Source organism: Streptomyces sp. NPDC049687, assembly GCF_044465285.1.
Taxonomy (GTDB): Bacteria; Actinomycetota; Actinomycetes; order Streptomycetales; family Streptomycetaceae; genus Streptomyces.
Genome location: NZ_JBITLN010000001.1, coordinates 1,155,990 through 1,180,601 on the forward strand (window position 1 = coordinate 1,155,990; position 24,612 = coordinate 1,180,601).

Genomic DNA, 24,612 nt, shown 5'->3' on the forward strand with positions numbered 1-24,612 from the left:
GGAGCTGCATGTTCCGGGGACCTTCGGTTGCGTCGGCACGCCGCACCCCTACGCCTGGGGCAGACGCTCCAGCTGGGCCTCGATTCGGGCGATGTCCTCGTCCGCCTTGGCGAGGCGGGTGCGGATCTTCTCCACGACGTTGTCCGGGGCCTTCCCCAGGAAGGCCTCGTTGCCGAGCTTGGCGTTGGCCTGGGCCTTCTCCTTCTCGGCGGCGGCCAGGTCCTTCGCGAGGCGCTTGCGCTCGGCCGCGACGTCGATCGTGCCGGAGAGGTCCAGTGCGACCGTGGCGCCGGCGACCGGGAGGGTGGCCGTCGCCGAGAAGCCCTCGCCCTCCGGCTGGAGGCGCAGGAGCTGGCGGACGGCCGCCTCGTGGGCCGCGAACGGCGTGCCGTCCAGCGTGAGGCGGGCCGGGACGCGCTGTCCGGGCTGCAGCCCCTGGTCGGCGCGGAACCGGCGGACCTCGGTGATGACCGACTGGAGGCTCTCGATCTCCTTCTCGGCCGCCGCGTCCCGGAAGCCGCTGTCGGTCGGCCACTCGGCGATGACGAGGGACTCGCCGCCGGTCAGCGTGGTCCAGAGGGTCTCCGTGACGAACGGGACCACCGGGTGCAGCAGCTTGAGGGTGACGTCGAGGACCTCGCCGAGGACCCGCTTCGAGACCTCGGCCGCCTCGCCGCCGGCCTGGAACGTCGTCTTGGACAGCTCGACGTACCAGTCGAAGACCTCGTCCCAGGCGAAGTGGAACAGCGCGTCGGAGAGCTTCGCGAACTGGAAGTCCTCGTAGAACGCGTCGACTTCGGCGACGACGGAGTTGAGGCGGGAGAGGATCCAGCGGTCGGTCGCCGACATCGCGGACGCGTCCGGCAGCGGGCCGTCCACCGTCGCGCCGTTCATCAGCGCGAAGCGGGTCGCGTTCCAGATCTTGTTGGCGAAGTTGCGGGAGCCCTGGACCCAGTCCTCGCCGATCGGGACGTCGACGCCCGGGTTGGCGCCCCGGGCGAGCGTGAAGCGCAGGGCGTCGCTGCCGTACTTGTCCATCCAGTCCAGCGGGTTGACCGCGTTGCCGAAGGACTTCGACATCTTCTTGCCGAACTGGTCGCGGACCATGCCGTGCAGGGCGATGGTGTGGAACGGCGGGGTGCCGTCCATCGCGTACAGGCCGAACATCATCATCCGGGCGACCCAGAAGAAGAGGATGTCGTAGCCGGTGACCAGGACGGAGTTCGGGTAGAACTTCGCGAGCGACTCGGTCTGTTCGGGCCAGCCGAGCGTGGAGAACGGCCACAGGCCGGAGGAGAACCAGGTGTCGAGGACGTCGGTGTCCTGACGCCAGCCCTCGGCCTCGGTGCCGGGCGGCTCCTCGTCGGGGCCGACACAGACCGTCTCTCCGTTCGGGCCGTACCAGACCGGGATGCGGTGGCCCCACCACAACTGCCGCGAGATGCACCAGTCGTGGAGGTTGTCGACCCAGTCGAAGTACCGCTTCTCCATCTCCTGCGGGTGGATCTTGACGCGGCCGTCGCGGACGGCATCACCGGCCGCCTTCGCGAGCGGGCCGACCTTGACCCACCACTGCATGGACAGGCGCGGCTCGATGGTGGTCTTGCAGCGCGAGCAGTGGCCGACGGAGTGGACGTACGGCCGCTTCTCGGCGACGATCCGGCCCTCGGCGCGCAGCGCGGCGACGATGGCGGAGCGGGCCTCGAGGCGGTCCAGGCCCTGGAAGGGGCCGTGGGCGGTGATGACGGCGTGCTCGTCCATGATGGTGAGGGACGGCAGGTTGTGGCGCTGGCCGATCTCGAAGTCGTTCGGGTCGTGGGCCGGGGTCACCTTGACGGCGCCGGTGCCGAACTCCGGGTCGACGTGGGTGTCGGCGACGACCGGGATGAAGCGGTCGGTCAGCGGGAGGCGGATCTCCTTGCCGACCAGGTGCTTGTAGCGCTCGTCGTCGGGGTGGACGGCGACGGCCGTGTCGCCGAGCATCGTCTCGGCGCGGGTGGTGGCCACGACGATGGTGTCGTCCCCCTCGCCGTACTTCATGGAGACGAGCTCGCCGTCGTCGTCCTGGTACTCGACCTCGATGTCGGAGATGGCGGTCAGACAGCGCGGGCACCAGTTGATGATGCGCTCGGCGCGGTAGATCAGCTCGTCGTCGTACAGCCGCTTGAAGATGGTCTGGACGGCCTGGGAGAGACCCTCGTCCATGGTGAAGCGCTCGCGGGACCAGGCGACGCCGTCGCCGAGGCGGCGCATCTGGCCGCTGATCTGGCCGCCGGACTCGCCCTTCCACTGCCAGACCCGCTCGACGAACGCCTCACGGCCCAGGTCGTGGCGGGACTTGCCCTCCTTGCCCAGCTCGCGCTCGACGACGTTCTGCGTGGCGATGCCGGCGTGGTCCATGCCGGGCTGCCACAGCGCCTCGTGGCCCTGCATGCGCTTGCGGCGGGTCAGGGCGTCGATGAGCGTGTGCTCGAAGGCGTGCCCGAGGTGCAGGCTGCCCGTGACGTTCGGCGGCGGGATGACGATGGTGTACGGCGGCTTGTCGCTCTTCTCGTCCGCCTCGAAGTAACCCCGCTCTACCCAGCGCTCGTACAGCGGCCCCTCTACGTCGGCCGGCGCGTACTGGGTCGGCAGTTCGGTGTTGGGCGCTGGTGGCTGCTGCTGAGCGTTCTCGGTCACGGAGCCAGTTTAGGGGTGTCACGGCGCCGTCCCGAAACGTGTTTGCCTTGTAACGGTCGGGGCCCCGCCGTCTGACAGGTACCGGGTTTGAGCCAGGATGTGAAAATCACATAAGCATCTGGAGGGGAACCCAGAATGAGTCACAACCAGCCGGGCCCGTACGGCGGGCAGCCCCAGCAGCCCGGTCCGTACGCCGGCCAGCCCGGCCCGTACGGCCAGCCGCCGCAGGCACCCCAGCCCGGCTACGGCTACCCTCAGCAGCCCCCGGCCCCGCAGCCCGGGTACGGCTACCCGGCGCAGTCCCCGCAGGGCGCCCCGCAGGCCAACCCCTACGGCCAGCAGCCCGGGTACGGCCAGCAGCCGCCGACCGTGGCCTACGGCGGCCAGCAGCCGCCTTACGGTCAGGCCCCCTACGGCGCCCCGCAGCCTCCGGCGTCGGGCGGCGGCAAGAAGAAGGCCGGCATCATCATCGGCGCGGTCGCGGTGGTCGTGGCCATCGGCGTGGGCGCCTTCTTCGTCCTCGGCTCGGGCGGCGGCACCGGAGGCCTCGAGGACGACGGCCCGCACAAGCTGACCGCGCCGTCCTCCCTGCTGTCCGACAAGTACAAGCGCATGGGCGACTCGGCCGAGGAGGAGGCGAGCTCCAGCGACGCGAAGGACCTCGCGAAGGCCGGTGTCACGGACGCCACCTCGATCGGCGCCCTCTACTCGACCGTGGACCTGACCTCCCTCGACAGCGGTGACCCGGACGCGCTGGCCAAGGCCCAGACCGCCGAGAGCGTCACGTTCTTCGGCGTCTACGGCAAGGTGGCGGACCCCCAGAAGGCGCTCGACACCACCATCGCCCAGATGAAGGCGGGGTCCGACGACGACGTCAAGCTGATCGGCGACGCCGAGAGCGTCACGCCCGACGGTCTCGACGGCGCGGTGATGAAGTGCCAGCAGGCGGAGACCGAGAACGCGGTCACCCGCAAGACGCAGAAGACCTACATGTGCATCTGGGCGGACTACAGCACCATGGGCGTGGTCGAGCCCACCGCGGGCGCCAAGGAGTACTCGCTGGACGAGTCGGCGAAGATCGCGGCCGATGTGCGCAAGGACGCACGCGTCAAGGCGTAGGACCCGCACGGCGTGAAGGGGCCCCGGTCGGTGGACCGGGGCCCCTTCACTGTTCCGCGCTTCGGTTACGCCGTCTTCTGCTCGCCCGGGCCCCGGCCGCCGCGCGCCTCGCGCGGGATGAGGGTCGGGTTGACGTTGGAGTGGACGACGTCGGCGGTGATGACGACGCGGGCCACGTCCTTGCGGGACGGGACCTCGTACATCACCGACATCAGGACCTCCTCCATGATGGCGCGCAGGCCGCGGGCGCCGGTCTGGCGGAGGATGGCCTGGTCGGCGATGGCCTCCAGGGCCTCGCGCTCGAAGTCCAGCTCCACGCCGTCGAGTTCGAAGAGGCGCTGGTACTGCTTGACCAGGGCGTTGCGCGGCTCGACCAGGATCTGCAGGAGCGCTTCGCGGTCCAGGTTGTGGACGCTCGTGATGACGGGCAGGCGGCCGATGAACTCGGGGATCATGCCGAACTTGACCAGGTCCTCGGGCATGACGTCCTCGAACTGGTCCTTGGCCTCCAGCTCGCGCTTGGAGCGGATCGTCGCGCCGAAGCCGATGCCCTTGGCGCCGGCCCGGGACTCGATGATCTTCTCCAGCCCCGAGAAGGCACCGCCCACGATGAACAGGACGTTCGTCGTGTCGATCTGGATGAACTCCTGGTGCGGGTGCTTGCGGCCGCCCTGCGGCGGGACCGAGGCCGTGGTGCCCTCCAGGATCTTCAGCAGGGCCTGCTGCACGCCCTCACCGCTCACATCACGCGTGATCGAGGGGTTTTCGCTCTTCCGGGCGACCTTGTCGATCTCGTCGATGTAGATGATCCCGGTCTCGGCCTTCTTGACGTCGTAGTCCGCCGCCTGGATCAGCTTGAGCAGGATGTTCTCGACGTCCTCGCCCACGTAGCCCGCCTCGGTGAGGGCCGTGGCGTCGGCGATGGCGAACGGGACGTTCAGCATGCGCGCGAGGGTCTGTGCGAGGAGGGTCTTGCCCGAGCCCGTGGGGCCGAGCAGGAGGATGTTGGACTTCGCCAACTCGATGGCGTCCTCGCGGCTCTGTCCGCCGCCGTTCTCACCGGCCTGGACCCGCTTGTAGTGGTTGTACACCGCGACCGACAGTGCCTTCTTGGCGGCCTCCTGGCCGACCACGTAGCCCTCGAGGAACTCGTAGATCTCGCGCGGCTTCGGGAGTTCCTCCCAGCGGACCTCGCTCGTCTCCGCGAGCTCTTCCTCGATGATCTCGTTGCAGAGATCGATGCACTCGTCGCAGATGTACACACCGGGCCCTGCGATGAGCTTCTTGACCTGCTTCTGGCTCTTGCCGCAGAACGAGCACTTGAGCAGATCGCCGCCGTCACCGATGCGTGCCACGGTGTGCTTCCCCTTCGCCTGGGAGACGCCTGGACGCTTTCGAATCCAGCGGCTCCTGGTGCTGCCTTATTCCGACGGTACCTTGCCGGGACCCCCGTTCGGGCCCCCCTTGGCACGGTTCACTTCCACGTGGACCGTGTCACACCGTGCCAAGGGGTACGGACGAGAGGGCCCTGTGCGTCAACGCAGAGTCGCGTTGTTCATCTTCCGGGTGGAGATGATCTGGTCGATCAGGCCGTACGACAGGGCGTCCTCGGCCGTGAGGATCTTGTCGCGCTCGATGTCCTCGCGGATCTTCTCGATCGGCGTGGTCGAGTGCTTGGCCAGCATTTCCTCCAGCTGCGCACGCATCCGGAGGATCTCGTTGGCGGCGATCTCCAGGTCGGAGACCTGACCGCGGCCGGTCTCACTGTACGGCTGGTGGATGAGCACGCGCGCGTTCGGCAGCGCCATGCGCTTGCCCGGCGTGCCGGCCGCCAGCAGGATCGCGGCAGCGGAGGCCGCCTGGCCCATGCAGACCGTCTGGATGTCGGGCTTGACGAACTGCATCGTGTCGTAGATCGCCGTCAGCGCGGTGAAGGAGCCGCCGGGGCTGTTGATGTAGACCGAGATGTCCCGGTCGGGGTCCATCGACTCCAGGCACAGCAGCTGCGCCATGACGTCGTTGGCGGAGGCGTCGTCGATCTGCACGCCGAGGAAGATCACGCGCTCCTCGAAGAGCTTCGCGTACGGGTCGTACTCGCGGATGCCCTGGGAGGTGCGCTCGACGAAGCGCGGGATGACGTAGCGGGACTCGGCGCGGGGGCCGGTGTACTCGGCCTCCGTGCGGGCGTAGGGGCCGCTGCCGGGGAAGTCGTTCACGGTGTCTCCTGGAAAGAGAGTGGGGCGGTGGTCTGAAGGGGCGGGCGGGACTCTGACGGCTGACGGGTCACGGCGGGCTGGGCGGGCCCTGGGGCCGCCCGGGACCGCTTCCGGCGGCCCGGGGAGCCTCCTGGCCGGCCCTGGGGGCTCCGTCGTGGCCCGAGGTGGACCGGGGAGCCTCCTGGAGAGCGCGGGGCCTCCTGAGCCCTGCGAAGGCCTCCTGGGCCGACCGGGGCCCTCGTGGCGTCCACGGGGGCCGTGGGCCCCTGCTGAGGCCTCGTAGACCCTGCAGGGGCCTCGGGGAGGTCCTTGCGGGGGCTGCGTTGCCCTGCGGGGCCGTGGGGCACCGGGTGGACTCGGCGGAGCCTCGCGGCCCCGAATCCTCGGGGCTCCCGGCGCTCCGGGGCTTCGGTGGCTGCCGGGGCTCCTGGGGCCGGGGCTCCTGGACCGGGGGCCGACCGCTCCCGGGACCTCCGGACGCCTGCCGAATGCTTCGGGACCTTCATGGGACCTCGAAACTCCCGGGGATCCAAGCCCGCCCCGTCGCCCTCGCCGTCGCCGGGTGGAGCGGGCGGTCCGCCGGCCCTGGCCGGATGGCCCTGCTGCCGTCGTGTGGGATTACGCCGCCCCGGTACCGCCGCCGCCCGGCATGCCCGCGGCCGTGGGGATGACGTCGTCGATGAGGCCGTACTCCTTGGCCTCGAAGGCGTCGAACCAGCGGTCGCGGTCCGAGTCGCGGGTGATCTGCTCGACCGACTGGCCGGTGTGCTGGGCGGTGAGCTCGGCCATGCGCTTCTTGGTGTGCAGCAGCCGCTCGGCGTGGATCTTGATGTCCGAGGCCGAGCCGGCCAGGCCGGCGGAGGGCTGGTGGATCAGGATCTCGGCGTTCGGCAGCGCGAAGCGCTTGCCGGGGGTTCCCGCGCTGAGCAGGAACTGGCCCATCGAGGCCGCCAGGCCCATGGCGATGGTCACCACGTCGTTCTTGATGAACTGCATGGTGTCGTAGATCGCCATGCCGGCCGTGATCGAACCGCCGGGGCTGTTGATGTACAGGTAGATGTCCTTGTCCGGGTCGGCGGCAAGGAGCAGCAACTGTGCGGTGATCTTGTTCGCGATGTCGTCGTCGACCGGCTGGCCGAGGAAGATGATCCGCTCGCCGAGCAGCCGGTTGTAGACCTGGTCGCCGAGGCCACCACCGATGGAAGGCTCGCCGGCGGCGTAGGGCATCAGATTCGTCACGTCTCCACCTGCTCGTCTTACGACGGCGCCGGGCCGTCTCACGTGTACTGCCGGGGGCAACGGGGACTCCCCTGCCCTCGTACTCATGGACCCTAACGCGCGGGTCCCTTCGGGGAATCCCGGAGAGGTGGGTGTTCGCCGGGGGCGTAGCGGCGCGTAACGGCGCGGACAGGGAAACGGGCCCCGGAACACAGGGTTCCGGGGCCCGTCGCACACTCCGTGGGAGGAGGTACGAGGATCAGGCGTCGGCCTTCTCGTCGCCCTCGCCCTCGGTGTCGGCCTGGGCCTCGGCGGCGGCCTCCTCGGCCTCCTCTTCCTCGTCGTCCAGGTCGATGACCTCGCCGTTGGTGTCCTTGACCGTGGCGGACTCGACGACCGTGGCCAGGGCCTTGCCGCGGGCGACCTCGCCGACGAGGAGCGGAACCTGGCCGCCCTCGACGACCGCCTGGGCGAACTGGTCGGGCGACATGCCGGAGGAGGCGGCGCGGCGCATGAGGTGCTCGGTGAGCTCCTCCTGGTTCACGTTCAGCTTCTCGCGCTTGACGAGCTCGTCCAGGACGAACTGGGTCTTGATGCCCTTGACCGCGGCCTCACGGGTCTCGGTCTCGAACTCCTCGGCGGTCTTGCCCTGGATCTCCAGGTACTTGTCGAGGGTCAGGCCCATCTGGCCGAGCTGGTGGTGCTCCAGGTTGTGCTTGCGGGTGTTGATCTCGTCCTCGAGCAGCTTCTCGGGGACGGGCACCTCGACGAGCTCCAGCAGCTTCTCCAGGACGCGCTCCTGGGCCTGCGTGGCCTGGTCGTACTGCTTCATGTTCTCGAGGCGCTTGCGGCTGTCCGCCTTCAGCTCCTCCAGGGTGTCGAACTCGGAGGCGAGCTGCGCGAACTCGTCGTCCAGCTCGGGCAGTTCGCGGGCGGCGACCTGGGTGACCTTGACGGTGACCTCGGCCTCCTTGCCGGCCGCGGAGCCGCCCTTGAGCTCGGAGGTGAAGGTGGCCTCGCCACCGGCCTCCAGGCCCTTCACGGCGTCGTCGATGCCGTCGAGCAGCTCGCCGGAGCCGATGGTGTAGGAGACGCCGCTGGCGACGCCGTCCTCCAGGACCTCGCCGTCGACCTTGGCCTCGAGGTCCACGGTCACGACGTCGCCGTCCTCGGCGGCGCGCTCGACCGGGGAGGTGGAGGCGAAGCGCTCACGGAGCTGCTCGACCGACTTCTCGATGTCCTCGTCGGTGACCTCGACGGCGTCGACCTCGACCTCGATGGAGGAGAAGTCCTCCGGGAGCTCGAGGGCGGGGCGGACGTCGACCTCGGCGGTGAAGTTCAGCGTCTCGCCGTCCTTCAGCTCCGTGATGTCGACCTCGGGCTGGCCGAGGACGTCGATCTCGGCGGTGTTGACCGCCTCGGTGTAGAACTTCGGAAGCGCGTCGTTGACCGCCTCCTCCAGGACCGCACCGCGGCCGAACCGCTGGTCGATGACCCGGGCGGGGATCTTGCCCTTGCGGAAGCCCTTCACCGTGACCTGCTGGTTGATCTTCTTGTACGCCGCGTCGAGGCTGTCCTTGAGCTCCTCGAAGGGCACCTCGACAGTGAGCCGAACCCGAGTCGGGTTCAGGGTCTCCACGGCGCTCTTCACGGTTCGGTCTCCTTGTGGCTGACTTCTTGGGGTCCGCCGGAACCTGACAGGTCCGGCGATTAGCCGCCCGGGAGAGTTCGTAGGCCGAGTGGGCCGGGACACACGGGCGCGCAGCTTGCATAGTAACCGCAGCAGCTGAGCCGCCCAAAAGACGATCACCGGCCAGGTGGGCGACGTGATCACACAGCTGATCGCACAGGTGATCGCGCAGATGGACCGCGCAGGTGGTCGGGGTGGCGGGATTTGAACCCACGGCCTTCCGCTCCCAAAGCGGACGCGCTACCAAGCTGCGCCACACCCCGTCTGGTGCGACACGTAGGGTACATGCCCGCAGCCCGTCTGACCGCCGCATTTGCCGAGCACGGGGGCGCGGACGGGGCGCGCGCCGGCAAGGGGTGTGCGGGCGGGGCCGCCGACCCGCTACGATGCCTGCAGTGCCGCGGTCGGCTGACCTGCGGCGCGTCGCGTGCGGGCGTAGCTCAATGGTAGAGCCCTAGTCTTCCAAACTAGCTACGCGGGTTCGATTCCCGTCGCCCGCTCTGTACGCCGAAGGCCCGGGTGAGGGGTGTGATCCCCTCCTCGGGCCTTTTGCGGTCCGTCATGGGGCACGGAGGTACGGCGAGCGCGCGCACCGGCGCATCCCTCTCGCGGCGACGCCGAAGGGCGCCGCCGGTCACGGGAGTCGGCCGGCCGCGGGGTCAGAAACTGATCGAATTGATCGTGTCCGCAAGGGAGTTGAGGAAACGATTGATCGATGGCGCCATGCCGGTGGAGGCGAGGAAGAAGCCGAAGAGGATGGCGACTATGGCGGGGCCCGCCTTGATGCTCCCTCCTCTGATCAGCACTACCAGGATGATCGCCAACAGCAGCACCACTGACAGTGAAATGGCCACACAGATCACACCCTCGGTCGGTACGCACTCCCGAGACCATCGTGCCACCAACAGGGCCTCCCCATGCGGCCGGTGACGCATCATCGCGACGGGTGTCCGAGCGCGGGCGAGCCGCACAACATTTCGACGACGTCCCCGCAGGGGAATTGAAGAAGCTCATTGCGGTCTCCACACAACGCCTGCGCAGGTAATTCGAATTGCGTCCGCAAGTACGCCAACTACAGGCCCACAACGGGCGTTATGCGCCTTTTAGTCGGGATGAATCGCGACATATGGGGCAGCAGTGAGGAACGGCTCTGCGTATCAACCGGCAATAACCAGTAATGACCTCGGACGTTTTACGAATACGCACAAGCGGCGCTAGGCTGCCTCAAATGTTCCACGCCACCTCGTCTCTCGTTCCAAGCCCGCGCTCGCCGAAGAACCTGAACGATCAGCACCGACCGTCCCAGGACAGATCCGCCCCACGGCGCGACGCGTTCTTCGACAACGCCAAATACCTGGCGATCGTGCTGGTGGCCGTGGCCCACTCCTGGGAGCCGCTCAAGGGCGACAGCCGGGTGCTGCAGGCCGCGTACATGCTGGTGTACGCGTTCCACATGCCGGCCTTCATCGTCATCTCCGGGTTCTTCTCCCGCAGCTTCGACGGCAGCCCCGGAAAGCTGAAGCGGCTGGTCACCGGGGTCGCCGTACCGTATGTCGTCTTCGAGACCGCCTACTCGCTCTTCAAGCGCTACGTCGACCACACGCCCAGCCAGGAGATCAGTCTCCTCGACCCCTACTACCTGACGTGGTTCCTGGTCGCGCTGTTCGTCTGGCGGCTCACCACGCCCGTCTGGAAGACCCTCCGGCATCCGCTGCCGGTCGCCCTGGGCATCGCCATGCTGGGCTCCGTCAGCCCGGACATCGGTGACGACCTGGACCTCCAGCGGGTCCTGCAGTTCCTGCCGTTCTTCGTGCTCGGCCTGTGCCTGCGCCAGGAGCACTTCCGGATGGTGCGCCGCCGTTCGGTGCGGATCGCCGCCGTGCCGGTGTTCGCCTTCGCGCTGGCCTTCGCCTGGTGGGCGGTGCCGCGGATGAACACGGCCTGGCTCTACCACCGCGACTCCGCGCAGGAACTGGGCGCCCCCTGGTGGGCCGGGCCGGTCATGCAGCTGGCGCTGTTCGGATGTTCGCTGCTGCTGACCGCCTGCTTCTTGGCATGGGTGCCGGGCCGCACGATGTGGTTCACCGCGCTCGGCGCGGGCACCCTGTACGGCTACCTGCTGCACGGCTTCCTGCTCAAGGGGGCCGACTACCGCGGGTGGTTCGACCACCCCGCGCTGCACGGCCCTCTCGGGGAGATCGCCGTGAGTGTCGGGATCGCCGTGACCGTCACCCTGCTGTGCACGCCGCCGGTGCGGCGGGTGTTCCGGGGTGTGATGGAGCCGAAGATGGAGTGGGCGTTCCGGAAGGATCCCGTGCGGGCCGCGCAGGAGCGGGAGAAGGTGTCCGCCTAGGCAGCGGGGGGAACCGCGGGTGGGCCCGTGCGGGTGGACTGTGTCGCTCGCGCCCACGCCGCGGAGCCGCATGCCGACACGGCCCCGTGCCCGTCAGGCCCGGCCGCCCTTCAAGTGGGTCATCAGTTCCTCGAACGCCTTCCAGCCCGACAGGTCGGACGGGTCGCCCGGGAGCTGGTAGTACAAGGCCGGGCGGGTCCGCGGGCCCAGTTCGCGGGGCTTCTCTCGCAGCGGGGTGTTCCTTGCCCGGTCGCCCGGCATCGTGCGGACCTCCTCCGCGCCCAGGACGAAGGCGTACGGCACTCCCGGGCCCTCGAAGCGCGGCGGGACCGAGAGGTCACGGCGGGCCCTGCGGACCTGGACGAGCATGGACTGCAGGTCATGGCGGGTGGCAAGGGCCTCCGCCGCCCGGATCACCGCGTCCGTCGGAGCCGTCTCGCCGGGGCCGTAGCCGAACGCCATGGTGACGTCCTCCTCCACGCCCGCCGTCGTACGGCTGATGCGGACCGACGCCAGGGCCGGGCGCTCCGGTACGCCGACGACCACCAGCCAGGTCGGCTCCGGTGAACGCTCGAACGCCACGTCCGTGACCTGCCTGAGCGACCAGGGCAGGTTGGCGGGTTCCTCGGTGCCCCAGCCGGCCGGCGGCTCGCCGGTGATCTCACGCCAGACCGCTTCCAGGGCGCCGCCGAGGACCAGCCGGTCGTCGGCCGGGTGGACGCAGCGGAAGGAGACCGCCAGCTGGCGTTCGCCGGTGTCGGCGATCTGCTGGGTGAAGGTCTCGGCGACCGGGGTGCGCGGGTCCTCGGGGGTGGCCTGCGGGGACTCCACCGTGACGAAGAGGCCGTTCGCCCATTGCAGGACGGCGCCGGACAGGCCGTCGTAGTAGCCGCACTTCTCGTCCTGCACCACCCAGCGCGAGGGCCAGCCGGGGAGCGCGCTGCGGACCGTCGGGGAGAGGCGGGTGCCGGCCGGGGTGACGATCTGCAGGCCCAGCCGGGCGTTCGCGGCCGCCCGGAAGGTGTCCGCGAGCCAGGCGGTCATCGCGACCACCGGGCGGTCCTGGATCACCACGGCGACCTTGTCGGTGAGCACGTCGACGGCGGGCTGCGCGGCGGCCGGCACCGGTACGGCGGTCATGCCCGCGGTGTCGACCACGGCGAGCGAGGTCGCGGCCTCGCGCGGCCAGGCCGTGCCGCCGACCAGCGTGGCGATCCGGGCCGCGAAGGTGCCGGCGAGCGCCTCGGCCTCCTTCACCCCGGTGGTCGCGCGGGCCTCGGTCCACCAGTAGGGGACCTCCGGCTCGTCGGCGCCGAGCAGCCGCCGTGCCTCTCCCCTGACCTGCACGAGCAGGGGAGCTTCGACCGAGAGCAGGGGGCGGCCCTGCTCGTCGTGCAGCCGGACCAGCGCGCCGTCCGCCTCGGCGCCGACCAGTTTGTCCGGGCCGCCGGAGAGCAGGCCCGCGATCACGCTCAGCGGATCGGGCATCGTCTTGGTGAGTGCGACGACGTCCTTCGTCATGAGTTCACCTCGTCCCCGCGTAGACGGTCTGGATCAATCGGTTCGGCTCGCCCCTGCGGACCAGCACGCCACGGCCGGGCGGCTGCTGCGAGGCGTACACACCGGAGAAGAGCTGGCCCTCGCTGCGGTCCCCCGCCATCACCAAGGACGCCGCGCCGGACTCGCGCAGGCCCATCATCAGCGGCTCGTACAGGCCGCGCGAGGCGCCCGCGACCCGCCGGGTGAGGACGAAGTGCAGGCCGATGTCCTGCGCCGAGGGGATGTACGGCACGAAAGGCGCGAGCGGCTGCTGGCCGGCCGTGGTGAGGACGTCGTAGTCGTCGACCAGGATCACGATCCGCGGACCCGAGAAGCTGCCCGGCTCCAGGTCGGAGCCGTCCGTGCTCTCGTCGGGCATCCGCTTGTCCAGCTCCGTGGCGATGCCCGCCGCGAGACCGCCGGCCAGCTTGGCGTTGTAGGCGTAGCCGCCCCGGTACTCCTCCGGGACGGCGCCGCGCAGACCGCGCCGCGGGTCCATGACGCCGAAGACGAGCTCGTCCTCGCCGTAGCGCTCCATCAGGCCCTGGGCGATCACCCTCAGCAGGTTGGTCTTGCCGCACTCGCTGTCGCCCATGATCAGCAGGTGCTGGTCGTGGTGGAACAGGTCGAGCATGACCGGCGCCAGCCGTGTCTGGTCCAGGGCGATCGGGATGCGCCGCGGCTCCGCGGCCGGGCCGGGCAGCATGTGCGGTTCCAGGACGTGCGGCAGCACCCGGACGGGCTGGGCGACCTCGCCGGTCCAGGTGGCGCGGACGGTCCGCGCGGTGCGCTCCAGGACCGCGCCGAGGTCGGCGGTGTCGGCCATGCCGTCCGTGCGGGGCAGGGCGACCTGGGCGAAGAGCTTGCCGTCGGTCAGGACGCGGCCCTTCTCCTCGGGCGAGAGGGTCTGCGCGAGCTTGCGCTCGACGCTGGACTCGCTCGGGTCGTTCAGGCGCAGCTCGACCCGGGTGCCGAACTGGGACTGGGTGGCGATGCGCACGTCGTTCCAGCGCAGCATGCCCGCGACGACGTGGATGCCGTAGCCGCCGCCGCGCTTGAGGATGTCGACGACCGCGTCGTCCAGTTCCTCGAAGTCGTCGCGCAGGGCGCCGAAGCCGTCGATCAGCAGCACGATCTCCGTGGAGGCCAGCTCGGGCAGGCGGCCCGCGGCGCGCAGGGTGCGCAGCTGCTCCAGCGAGTCGATGCTGTGGATGCGGAAGAGTTCCTCGCGCTGGTCGAGCATGCCGCGCACCGAGTCGATGGTGCGGGCGGCGCGCTCGCGGTCGGCACGGCCGGCGACCCCGCCGACGTGCGGCAGGCCGGACAGCGCCTGGAGGCCGCCGCCGACCAGGTCGAGGCCGTAGACGCCGACTTCCTGCGGCGTGTGGGTGAGCGCCAGCGACAGGGCGAGGGTGCGCAGCAGGGTGGTCTTGCCGGACTGCGGTCCGCCGATGACGGCCGCGTGGCCGCCGGCCACCGTGAGGTCCAGGTACCACTGGCCCTGCCACTGCTTGGTGGGGTCGTCGAGGATGCCCAGCGGCACCTGGAGCGGCCCGCGCCGCTTGGTGAGCTGCATGCCGCGCGCGCCGACCTCCAGCGGTCCCGCGACCTTGTCGAGCGCGATCGCCTCGGGCAGCGGGGGGAGCCAGATCTGGCGTACGGGGCGGGCGCCGGCGTTCTCGATCTGCTCGACCATGACGCCCATCTCGGTCGGCCCGGTCTCCCGGCGCCGCATCTGCGGCTCCTGCGGCGCGGAGTTCTCGTCCTGGCCGAGGGTGTTGTACGCGTCGTACTCCAGGGCGAGCGGTCCGGTGTCCTCCTGCTCGCGGCGCACCGGGCCGCTGTAGGCGCCGGAGACGTAGCCGGCCTTGAACCGCTCGTAGTGGCTGGTGTCGACCTTGAGGTAGCCGAAGCCGGGCAGGGGCGGCAGATGGAAGGCGTCGGTGGTGTCCAGGACCGTGCGGGACTCGTCGGCCGAGAAGGTGCGCAGGCCGAGCCGGTACGACAGATAGGTGTCCAGGCCCTTCAGCTTGCCGCCCTCGATGCGCTGGCTGGACAGCAGCAGGTGCACGCCGATGGAGCGGCCGATACGGCCGATGGACAGGAACAGGTCGATGAAGTCCGGCTTGGCGGTGAGGAGTTCACCGAACTCGTCGATCACCACGAAGAGGTGCGGGAGCGGGTCGAGGTCCGGGCGCTTCTCGGCGCGCAGGGCGGCGTAGTGTCCGATGTCGGCGACGTTCCCGGCGTCCTTGAGGACCTGCTGGCGGCGCTTGACCTCGCCGGCCAGCGAGGCGTGCACGCGCTCGACCAGGCCGGCCTGGTTCTCCAGGTTGGTGATCACACCGGCCACGTGCGGGAGTTCCGCGAAGGGGGCGAAGGTGGCGCCGCCCTTGTAGTCGACGAGGACCATGGCGAGATCCTCCGGGGGGTGGGTGGCGACCAGGGCGAGGACCAGGGTGCGCAGCAGCTCGGACTTGCCGGAGCCGGTGGCGCCGACGCACAGTCCGTGCGGGCCCATGCCCAGCTCGGAGGACTCCTTCAGGTCGAGCAGGACCGGGTCGTGGGAGTCGCTGACGCCGATCGGCACCCGCAGGAAGGCCCGCTCGCCGCGCGGCGCCCACAGCCGGGCCAGGTCGAGGTCGGCCACGTCGTCGATGCCGAGCAGTTCGGCGAAGTCGACCGGGCCGCTGAGCGGGGCGTCCGCGGCCATGGAGTCGGCGGACAGCCGCAGCGGCGCGAGCATCCGGGCGAAGCCCTCGGCGAAGGGGACGCCGATCTCGTCGACGGTGCCGTGGGCGCCGATGGGCTCGGCCTCCCGCAGGTCCTCGATGACGATCCGCTCGCCGTCGACGGTGATGCGTACGCCGACGCTGCCCGGTTCCTGCACCCGTTCGTCGAGCAGGTGCAGGATGGTGACGCCCATGTCCCGCAGGCCGACCGCGTCGTCGGGGCGGGGCAGGTCGACGGCGTCGTCGCCGTGTGCGTCGGCGACGACGAGCAGCCGGGAGCTCATGGCGAGGGCGTCCTTGCCGGACAGACCGCGGCGCACCTCGGCCGCGTAGGAGGCGCGGCGGCGCAGCTCGGGGCCGATCTGCCGGGCCAGCTGGGGCACGGAGGGCGCGATGCGGCGGGCGGCCACGGGGCCGTCGTACTGCTCCGCGTCGAGCAGGTGGGGCAGCCACTTGGCCCATTCCCAGTCGGCGATCCGGTCGCCTGCGACGGCGAGCGCGAGCGCCACGTCGTCGGGGGCGTGCATCGCGGCGGCCTGCACGAGCAGCGCGCGGGCGACCCGCAGGGTGTCCTCGCGGGGTCCGATGACGCTGATGTTGCCGACGCGGTCGAGCGGGACGGTGAGCGGGAGGTCGGTGCCGGTGCGGAAGCGGGCCATCAGCGCGGACGCCTCGTTCAGCATGAACTGGTCCGGCGGGGTGAGCACGGACGAGCCCTGCTGGCCGACCTTCAGGTCCCGTACGGGCATCTCGCCGGTGCCGACCCGCACCCGCAGGAAGTCGCCGTCGACGCGCCGGCGCTCCCACAGCCGGGCGGGGTCGCGGACGACGTCGTACAGCGCGTCCGGCGGCGGGTTGAGCACCTGGGCGGTCTCGCCGCGCTCCCGCTCCTCCTTGGACAGTTCCTCGCGCAGGTCCTCGAGGTAGGCCAGATAGGCCTCGCGCTGGGTGCGGCGGGTGCGCTGGGCCTTGCCGCGCTGGGAGAAGACCAGGGTGAGGGAGCCGATGAGGGTGACGACGAGGATGATGGCGCCGAGCCCGGCGAACTGGCTGTTGCGTACGACCGTCATCATCACGACGGAGGACATCACGCCGGCGACGGGCAGCAGCGAGGTGGCGATGGAACCCGCCTTGCCCTCGGGCAGGTTGGGCGGCGCCTCTATGGTGCGCGGCTCGGGTGCGGCCGGCGGCCGGGTGGTCCGTGCCGGGCGATGGATCAGTCGGGTACTCATCGTCCTGCCCTCTGTGGGTTCCCTTCGAGGTGGGTCAACGGCTCTTCTGGGACAGTTCGAAGACCTCGGCGGCCAGCCGGGTGACGGCCTGCCGGGTCGCCCGGGCGAGCAGCTCGGTGCGGATGACGCCGCCGGCCGCGAGATGCCGGTCGTACGGCAGGACTCGGACACTCGCCCCGGTCGCCTTCAGCTGCTCGGCTGCCTTGTCCAGGTCGAGGCCGGGGTGCGGGGCCTGCTCGGTGAGGACGACGACGGTCGAGGTGGTGATGTCCCGGGGCAGGCCGCGCATCCACTCCAGCACCGAGCGGGTGCTGGCGATGCCCTCCATGGTCGCGGGCGCGGCGAGCACCCGGGCCTGGGCGGCGGACAGCGCGGTACGGGCCACCTCGGCGGGCAGGGTCTCGCAGTCGACGACGGTCACCCCGAAGTAGCGGCGCATCGACACCATGACCCGCTCGTAGCCCTTGGTGTCGAGCATCGCGCCGACCTGCCCCTGGCTGCCGGGCAGCAGCCAGGCGTTCTCCGGGAGCTGGACGAGGTATCCGGTGATGTCCAGCAGCGACATCTGCGGTTCGACGAGGGCGGCGAAGTCGCCGATGGTCCAGCGCAGGCTCTCGGCGCCGAGCCGCAGGGGCAGCGAGCCGAGCGCCGGGTCGGCCTCGACGAGGAGGACCGGGTCCTGGCGGTAGTGGGCGTAGGCGGTGCCGAGGAGGGCGGCGATCGTGGTCTTGCCGGATCCGCCGCGGATGGAGGTCACGGCGATCTGCCGGCCGGTGGTGACCGCCCGCTGGAGCACCTCGGCGGTCGCGGTGGTCTCGGCGACCTCGCGCGCCGCGGAGGAGGAAACGGTACGGCGCACCGCGCGCAGGGCGCGGGCGGAGAACGGTTCGCCGTGGCGGGGCTTGAGGCCGACGGAGGCGAGCCGCTTGTCCACGACCGGGCGGGTGTCGGGGGCGGCACGGCGCGCGGCAGCGCTCTGGGCGCTCGGACCCTGGTGGCTCGGCTGCGGCGCCGCCGGGTGTCGGACCGGCTGCGGGGCGGCCTGCGGGGGCTGCTCGGCGTACGGCTGCTGAGGGTAGGCCTGCTGGGGGGCGGGGGCGGCCACGTGGCCGTCGGCGTACGGCTGGTAGGGAGCCTGGGCCGCTTGGCCGTCCGGGTGCGGCTGCGGGGGCGGTTGGGCCGCTTGGCCGTCCGGGTGCGGCTGAGGGGGGTAGCCGTAGCCCGGGGCGGGCTGTTGCTGGGGATAGCCGTAGCCGGGTGTCTGCGGCTGCTGTGGGGGGTGGCCGTGGCCCGGCGGCTGGGGCTGCTGCTGGTGCGGGTAGCCGTAGCCCGGCGGCTGCGCTTCGGCGTGCTGGGGCGGAGGGTTCTGCGCGGGCACGTCCGGCCGCGGTGCGGGTTCGCCCTGCTCCGCCGCGGGCTGCTGACCCGCCGCGCCACCCCTCAGGTCGCGCAGCACGTCGTTCTGCCAGTTCTCACCGCTCGGCATGTCGCCCTTCTCCCTTGCGTCGGCCTCCTGCCGGAAATGCCGTCGCGTCGTCCCTCAGACTCAGAACTTGTCGAGCAACTGCCCGTAGATGCCGAACACGCCGACGGCCAGCGGGAACAGCCCGATCACCCCGAAGGACTCGATGAGATCGGCGAGCCGCCGCAGCCGGATCCGTACGTGCTCGGGCGGTTCGATCGCGAGGACCAGCAGAGGCAGCAGCGCGGCGGCCGCCAGGAGGGCCAGCGCACCGGCGCCGCCGGCGTGGTCCAGCCACAGCACCGCGAGCCGTACGACGAGTACGGCCGCCGCGACGAACAGCGCCACGACCTCCGCGACCAGCGGGAAGGCCCGGGCCCGGGACAGCAGCACCACGGCGGTGAGCGATGCCAGGGTCACCGTCCACGCGGTGGGCTTGTCGGCGGTGGTCAGCAGCCAGCCGCCGGCGGCGGCCGAGGCTGCGGTGACCACGGTGGCCAGGGCGAGCCCGCGGTGCGTGGCGGCGAGCGCGTTGGAGACCTGGTGCCGGCTCACCGACACGCCCGAAGAGCGCCGGTCGTCGAGGCCGGTGAGGCCCGAGGCCATCAGCGCCAGCCGCGGCAGCATGCCGAGCAGCACCACGGAGAACACGGTCATCACGGCACCGAGCCGGTCCGGACGGTCCTGGACGAGGGCGACGGCCTCCCACACGGCGGCCATGGCGACGGCCGCGGCGGCTCCGATGAGCCCGCCGCGGCCGAGTGGCGAGAAATAGGCGAGCAGCACCAGCATCAGCACCAACGCGGCGACCACACCGGCCAGTCGTGCCTCGCCCGACCAGTCGTAGGCGTCGGCCGCGGTCCACGCGGCGAGCAGGCCGAGACCGCCGGAGGCGAACAGCAGCGCGGTGGCGAGACCGAGGTTGCCGTCACCGATCTTCGCGACGACCGCACCACCCAGCAGCAGCACCACGGTGGCGACCGCGAGCGCGGTGGCGACGGACTCCAGCGCGAACTCCTGCCGTGCCAGAACGGCACCGGCCACGGCGAAGACGACGGTGGCGACTCCGGCGCTGATCCGGCGTGCGGCCGGGCGCCAGCGCCAGGCGCGCAGATCCAGGTCGTCGGCGACCTGGTCGGTCACGTCGTGCACCACCGGCGCGGGCGGCGCGGCGTGCGCCCGCACCAACTGCAGTACGGCGCCGTCGGCGACCTCGGCGGAGGACAGCGTGGCGTCGTTCGGCAGCACCGAGCCGTCGGCGGTGACGAGTTGCCGCGTGGTCGGGCGCGTGGCCACCCGGTCGTCGAGCAACCGCAGTATGTCGGGGAGCAGTTGGCCGATCGGCGTGTCCGACGGCAGGACGAGGTCGGCGCGCCGCCGTTCACCGATCAGGGTGACGCGGCTGAGCTGGGCCCTAGACGTCGTTGCAGTGCTCACCACTCACCGGAACCTATCATCGCGTCATTTCGGCCACCGGCCCGTTTTGAGGTGAACCCGTCACCCATACTCGTCTTCTTCACCGCTTCTCCCCAGTGGCGTCGGCGGACGGGCTGCTGCTCGCGGGGTCGTACAGCTGCTCCTGCTGCTGTTGCTGCTTCTCCTGCTCGGCCTTCTGCTTCGCCAGCGTGGCCTGGAGGAAGGACCAGCCGACGCAGCCGGCGCACAGCACGGCCGCGATCGCGATCCCCGCGAACACCTTGCCGAGCCGCTCGTCCAGCGTGCGCCGGCCGCGCTGGGTGCCGAACAGCAGCGCGTCGCGCATCCGCCGCCGTCGCACCGCCACCGACTCCAGCAGCTGGCTGTCGTAGTCCCGTGCCATTCAGTCGTCGTCCTGTGCGTAGCTCTTGATGGGCCGTCAGTCGTGCGGGCTGAGGTCGAGGTACTGCCGCATGGCGCTGTACTTCCGCTCAAGTCGCCGTGCGGTGACCTCGTCGAGTACGGCGAGCCGGTCCGGGTCGGCGTTGTGCGCGAGGTCGGCCGCCTTGACCATGCGGGCGCCCGGCGTTGCCAGAATCCGCCGCGCGTACGCCTCGGGCGCCTCACCGGACCTCTTGGTCACGGCGCGTACGACGTCCTTGGTCCGCTGGTCGAGGGCGGCCGTCTCCAGCCACTCCTCGCTCAGCACTCCGTCCTCCACGGCGTCGTGCAGCCAGGCCGCGGCGATGAGTTCCTCGCCCCCGCCCCGGGCACGCACACCCTCGGCGACGGCCCGCAGATGCTCGGCGTACGGCCGCCCGGCCTTGTCCGTCCGGCCCGCGTGCGCGGCACGCGCGAGGGCCTCGACTTCGGTGAGGCTCATGCTCACGACGCGTGCCTTCGATGGTGCCGGCGATACGGCATGCAAAATCCCCCTTACTTTGCCCGTGCAACATAAGGCACGGGAGGCCGGGGCGTACACCCGGGGTGCCGCTACGATCCCTGCGTCAGCCCCGTCACGATCATGAACAGCACCCACAGCACCGGCACGAGCGCGACGTACGCGAGTGGCCGGCGGTGCACGGGCACACCGGGGTCGACCTGCTGCCCGTGCTGTCCCGGCGCCGGAGCCCGCAGCTTCTTCACCTTGCGGGCGACGACCAGGTTGTGGATGACCGTGAACGGCGTGAACAGGAACAACGAGAACGGACTCCACCAGCCCTGCCACAGCGTCCGCGTGGTCAGCTCCCTGTACACCCCGAGCCCGCAGGTCGCGCACATCATGCCGCTCTGCTTCCCGAAGGTCATGACGATCAGGATCCCCCGGTGGGCCCGGAAGGTGGCGTGGACGGCGGGCGAACCTCCACAGAACATGCACGCGGGGGCGGGGGGTTGGGGGTGCCCCGGGTACGCGGCGTACCCCGGGTGCCCCTGCTGGGCCGGATACCCGTACGGGGTGCCCTGCTGCGGCGCGACGGGCGCCGTCCGCGGGTGACCGCCCTGCTGGGCATAGGGGTTGGGACTGGCCTGCGGGGCGGGGGCGGCGTAGGGGTTGCCCTGGGGCGGGGTGGTCATGGGGTGGGTGTTCTCCGTAGTTCGTGCCGGGGTCGATGGGTCGATGGGTGCGGGGTTCGTACGTGCCAGGCGCGGAGGGAAGCCGCGATCGCGTCCGGGAGGCCGTCCTTCACGGCGTCGGCGGTCATGCCGTCACAGGCCCGCTCTCCGATCACCACGGCGGTGGCGGCCCGCACGGCGTCCGCCGGGGCGAACCGGCCGTCGGGCGAGGGCGTGGGCAGCATCGTCAGCGGCGACGGGGAAGTACCAGACCGGGTGCCGGGGGTCCGCAGGGGTCCCGCGAGCGGCTGCTCGCTACTCACTCGCGGCCAGTGCCTCGACCGCGGCGGCGTTCGGTGCGTCGGTCAGGGAATCCGGCAGGGCCCGTCCCTTGTTGCCCTCCGGGCTCGCCAGCAACTCGGCGAGGGCCTGGGAGGGCAGGAGCCCTCGCCCCTTGGCGTCCTCCAGCCTGGCGTGCCAGATGCCGCCTTCGGAGTACGCCCGGGGCCCGGCGGCCTGCCGCGGCTCCCAGGTGGCGGCGTCGTCCTCGTCATTGGCCCAGACGTATCCGAGAACCACACCGCTCTGCTTGTCGACCACCGTGAAGTAACGCACGGGTTTGTCGGTCCCGGTCTGATATCGCGGCGGCCCCGGCGACACGAGGTTGAACATCATGTCGTCGTCGAAGCGCGGGTTGATCGGTCGTTCACTGCTCATGGCGTCCACGTTCCTTTGGCTCGGGCTGATCCGCAACGCAGGCTACGGCCTCGGCAGAACCTCCCCGTAGACGTGCCATTTGCCGTCCGTCTCGTCCATGAAGACTCGCGTCACCTTGAACTGTGTGCCGCGGGCGAGGAGCAGTTCCCGTTCGCCCTTGACCTGGGTGATGGACTCCAGCCAGAGGGCGGGCGTGTCCTTCGGCACCCGCAGATGCATCCGCACCGGCTTGGCGTCGAAGGGGGGCGGCGGCGTCTTGCCGAGTGCCGTGGAGGTGAACGCCTTGTCGTCGAAGACACCGCCCTGCATGTCCAGCGGCGACTTCAACTTGAGGTGGTCGATGCCGGTGCCGCGCACGACCATGATGTCCTCGGGCACGGGACGGGCGTGCATGACCTCGTCCATGTTGTCGATGGTGTCCAGGATGTGCCGGGGCGCGTCCGTGCCGTAGCGGAGATGGTTGTTGATCGGGTCGTAGGCGGAACCGGTGTAGGTGACCAGCCCGCTCTTCTTCTCCGGGGGCAGGCCGTCCATGAACTCCTTCCAGTTCGCGTGGCCGTACTCCAACCCGGCCTGGTTGCTGACGCTGGGCGACGGATTCGTGCCGTGAGCGAGTTCGGCCTCGGCCACGGCATGCTTCTCGGTGTCGCTCAGGCCTTCGAACTCTGCCCTCGACATGGTCGGCTTGTACTCGAACGGCTCCCCGGCCCCGGGGTGCCCCGGCATGTCCACGTCCGGGTGGCCCGAGGTGACCGGGACGTCGGTGCCGTGGTGGGCGCCGACGTCCATGGCCCCGTCGCCTACGTCCACGTGGTCCCAGGCGCCCGCGTGGTCCCCCGTGTGCGCCGCGTCATCGGTGTGCGCGGCGCCGTGCGAGCCGTCGTCGGTGTGACCCGCTCCGTGCGAGCCGTCGTGCGGATGCCCGGCGGGGGTGTCGTGGCCCGTGCCGTGCGGTACGTCGGGGCTGTGGCCGCCGGTGTGAGGGGTGGCCGTCGGTGCGTCGTGCGGGGTCACGGTCGGGACGTCGTGCGTCACGGCGGTCGCCGGGGTGTCGTGGTACCAGGCCGACGGGGTCGTACCGGAGTGCGCCCCCGCGGAGACCGCGTCGCCCGTGCTGTGCGGGATTCCGCCGTGGATGCCGTCACTCGTGGCGTGCGCGCCGCCGGTGTACGTCCCGCCCCCGCCCGTGCCGGTGCCCGTGGAGTGCGGCGTCCCGCCGTAGATCCCGTCGCCCGTCGGGTGCGCCCCGGCGTACGCCCCGCTGTCGGCCGTGTGGGCCGCGCCCGCGTACGACGGTGTCGCGTCCGCGGTCGGGATCGTCCAGTGGGACGGGAGCCCGGAGGGCGTCTGGTACGACGCCGGCGCGGTCTCGTGCGGAACCGGCGTGGTGTCGATGGTGCCGTCGGGCGAGACGAGGTTGCCGTTGGGCTCCAGCAGGCGGCCGTCGGGAAGGTGGACCGAGCCGTCGGGAAGCGTGGGCATGTCGACCTTGCCGATGCCCTTCAGCGCCTTCGTGACGTCGCCGATCTTCGACAGGCCGGCGCCCGCGCCCTTGGCGATGTACGTCATCGGGTCGATGATCTTGCCCGCCTTGCCGGCGATGGAGAGGGCCTTGGCCACCGCCCCCGCCTTGCCCGCACCCGCCGCCGCACCCCCCGCACCACCGGTGAAGACGGTCGTCAGGACGTTGAAGGTCACCGCACCGGCCGCCCGGCCGGGATTCTTGCCCCACTCGTCCCACGCCACCAGCGCCTTGCCGGTCTCCTTCATCGCCGTACGCGAGTCACGGATCCAGGACGGCAGCTTGTCGTCGGGGATCAGCCAGAACGCCGTCCCCACACCGGGAATCGAGGCCAGGGCCAGACCGGTCGCCAGCTGCGCCAGGCCCTTCCAGGCCTGGCCCATCGCGTCCCAGCCGCCGAAGCCCACCAGCGTGCCCAGACCCTTGATCGTGCCCCAGATGCCGTCCACGATCAGGCCGTCCCACACGAACGACTTCACCCAGTGACCGACCTCGTACCAGTGATGCCTCTCCTCCACCGGGTCACCCCAGGGAAGCTTGGCGTTCTTGAGGTCCTCGGCGTTGAAGCCGTACTGGTCCTTGCGCTCGGAACCGTCGCCCGCCACCATCTGGGTCCCGCCCCAGATCGCCGTGATCTTGTTGTGGCAGGTCCGCTCCGCCGCCCAGAACGCCGCGACCGTCGCGGTGATGTCGTCCCGGAGCTGGTTGTGCTCGTCGACCTTGTCCTCGTCGTACTCCCACTCGTCGTCGTCCTTGACGGAGTCGACGAAGGTCTGCGCCTTGGTCTTGAGCTCCTTGAGTTTGGAGACCAGGGGCCGGATCTCGGTGGCGTACGAGGAGAGGGCGGACGAGACCGTCTCCAGATCGGTGGCGAAGTCGTCGGCCCGGTCCTGCACCGGCTTGGTGGTGCCGAACAGTTGCTCCGCCTCGGGCGCGTGATAGAACGCCGACAGACCCTGGAACTGGGTGTTGACGTCCTTGCCCGTGTCCCGGACGTGCCCGGCGTCCTTCTGCAGAGCCGCGTGGTCCAGCTCCAACTGCGCCAGGTTCCCGGTGAACTGGGGGATTTCCTCCGGCTTGATCACGCCTTGCCCGTCCCCGGCATGTCGAGCTTCGGCGCCTTCAGCGTGTTGCGCTGCGCCTCCAACGCCATCTGCTCATCA

The 24,612-nt window shown here is 70.7% G+C and carries 17 protein-coding genes and 2 tRNA genes; 3 read left to right on the forward strand and 16 right to left on the reverse strand.

The genetic code is table 11. From position 1 onward, the window contains the following. Positions 1-48: 48 nt before the first annotated feature. Positions 49-2,679 carry a valine--tRNA ligase gene (locus ACIBVL_RS05165; protein WP_399091895.1) on the reverse strand — a complete coding sequence of 877 codons (2,631 nt, stop codon included), beginning with the start codon at positions 2,677-2,679 and terminating at the stop codon, positions 49-51. A 135-nt stretch (positions 2,680-2,814) separates the two neighbouring features. Between ACIBVL_RS05165 and ACIBVL_RS05170 the strand changes: the two genes are divergently transcribed. Further along, complete coding sequence (locus tag ACIBVL_RS05170; protein WP_399091898.1) at positions 2,815-3,798, forward strand: hypothetical protein; 984 nt, start codon at positions 2,815-2,817, stop codon at positions 3,796-3,798. Between the two features lie 65 nt (positions 3,799-3,863). On the opposite strand, the gene clpX is transcribed toward ACIBVL_RS05170, so the two are convergent. From clpX to ACIBVL_RS05195, 5 genes are all read right to left on the reverse strand, one after another. Continuing rightward, complete coding sequence (gene clpX / locus ACIBVL_RS05175; RefSeq protein WP_399091901.1) at positions 3,864-5,153, reverse strand: ATP-dependent Clp protease ATP-binding subunit ClpX; 1,290 nt, start codon at positions 5,151-5,153, stop codon at positions 3,864-3,866. 180 nt (positions 5,154-5,333) lie between these two features. After that, the gene (locus ACIBVL_RS05180) at positions 5,334-6,014 is read right to left on the reverse strand and encodes an ATP-dependent Clp protease proteolytic subunit (RefSeq protein WP_399091904.1); all 681 of its coding nucleotides are present in this window, start codon (positions 6,012-6,014) and stop codon (positions 5,334-5,336) included. 618 nt (positions 6,015-6,632) lie between these two features. Then, complete coding sequence (locus ACIBVL_RS05185) at positions 6,633-7,241, reverse strand: ATP-dependent Clp protease proteolytic subunit (RefSeq protein ID WP_399092085.1); 609 nt, start codon at positions 7,239-7,241, stop codon at positions 6,633-6,635. A 250-nt stretch (positions 7,242-7,491) separates the two neighbouring features. Next, positions 7,492-8,883, reverse strand: a complete 1,392-nt coding sequence (gene tig / locus ACIBVL_RS05190) for a trigger factor (protein ID WP_399091907.1) — start codon at positions 8,881-8,883, stop codon at positions 7,492-7,494. Between the two features lie 225 nt (positions 8,884-9,108). After that, positions 9,109-9,185: transfer RNA gene (locus tag ACIBVL_RS05195), tRNA-Pro, on the reverse strand. A gap of 166 nt (positions 9,186-9,351) precedes the next feature. On the opposite strand from ACIBVL_RS05195, the gene ACIBVL_RS05200 reads away from it, so the two are divergent. After that, positions 9,352-9,422: transfer RNA gene (locus ACIBVL_RS05200), tRNA-Gly, on the forward strand. A 159-nt stretch (positions 9,423-9,581) separates the two neighbouring features. On the opposite strand, the gene ACIBVL_RS05205 is transcribed toward ACIBVL_RS05200, so the two are convergent. Then, positions 9,582-9,776 (reverse strand): hypothetical protein, encoded by a 195-nt coding sequence (locus ACIBVL_RS05205; RefSeq protein WP_108999428.1) that lies wholly within the window; start codon positions 9,774-9,776, stop codon positions 9,582-9,584. 374 nt (positions 9,777-10,150) lie between these two features. Here ACIBVL_RS05205 and ACIBVL_RS05210 point away from each other — a divergent pair, with 374 nt between their 5' ends. Continuing rightward, positions 10,151-11,275 carry an acyltransferase family protein gene (locus ACIBVL_RS05210; protein WP_399091911.1) on the forward strand — a complete coding sequence of 375 codons (1,125 nt, stop codon included), beginning with the start codon at positions 10,151-10,153 and terminating at the stop codon, positions 11,273-11,275. 93 nt (positions 11,276-11,368) lie between these two features. Here the strand turns inward: ACIBVL_RS05210 and ACIBVL_RS05215 are convergent, their stop codons facing one another. The 9 genes from ACIBVL_RS05215 to ACIBVL_RS05255 form a co-directional block, all read right to left on the reverse strand. After that, on the reverse strand, positions 11,369-12,796 hold the full coding sequence (locus ACIBVL_RS05215) for a DUF6177 family protein (RefSeq protein ID WP_399091914.1): 1,428 nt from the start codon (positions 12,794-12,796) through the stop codon (positions 11,369-11,371). Between the two features lie 4 nt (positions 12,797-12,800). Next, on the reverse strand, positions 12,801-16,778 hold the full coding sequence (gene eccCa, locus ACIBVL_RS05220) for a type VII secretion protein EccCa (RefSeq protein ID WP_399091917.1): 3,978 nt from the start codon (positions 16,776-16,778) through the stop codon (positions 12,801-12,803). 34 nt (positions 16,779-16,812) lie between these two features. Next, on the reverse strand, positions 16,813-18,264 hold the full coding sequence (locus ACIBVL_RS05225; protein WP_399091920.1) for a hypothetical protein: 1,452 nt from the start codon (positions 18,262-18,264) through the stop codon (positions 16,813-16,815). A gap of 60 nt (positions 18,265-18,324) precedes the next feature. Beyond that, positions 18,325-19,680, reverse strand: coding sequence for a type VII secretion integral membrane protein EccD (gene eccD, locus ACIBVL_RS05230; protein ID WP_399091923.1), 1,356 nt, complete (start codon positions 19,678-19,680; stop codon positions 18,325-18,327). Positions 19,681-19,756: 76 nt separating this feature from the next. Further along, positions 19,757-20,059, reverse strand: coding sequence for a hypothetical protein (locus ACIBVL_RS05235; RefSeq protein ID WP_399091926.1), 303 nt, complete (start codon positions 20,057-20,059; stop codon positions 19,757-19,759). A 36-nt stretch (positions 20,060-20,095) separates the two neighbouring features. Continuing rightward, on the reverse strand, positions 20,096-20,539 hold the full coding sequence (locus ACIBVL_RS05240; protein ID WP_399091929.1) for an HD domain-containing protein: 444 nt from the start codon (positions 20,537-20,539) through the stop codon (positions 20,096-20,098). 110 nt (positions 20,540-20,649) lie between these two features. After that, positions 20,650-21,231, reverse strand: coding sequence for a hypothetical protein (locus ACIBVL_RS05245; protein ID WP_399091932.1), 582 nt, complete (start codon positions 21,229-21,231; stop codon positions 20,650-20,652). 294 nt (positions 21,232-21,525) lie between these two features. Continuing rightward, on the reverse strand, positions 21,526-21,927 hold the full coding sequence (locus tag ACIBVL_RS05250) for a hypothetical protein (RefSeq protein ID WP_399091934.1): 402 nt from the start codon (positions 21,925-21,927) through the stop codon (positions 21,526-21,528). 42 nt (positions 21,928-21,969) lie between these two features. Beyond that, a complete protein-coding gene (locus ACIBVL_RS05255) occupies positions 21,970-24,534 on the reverse strand; it encodes an ADP-ribosyltransferase (protein WP_399091937.1) in 2,565 nt (854 codons plus the stop codon). Positions 24,535-24,612: the final 78 nt, after the last annotated feature.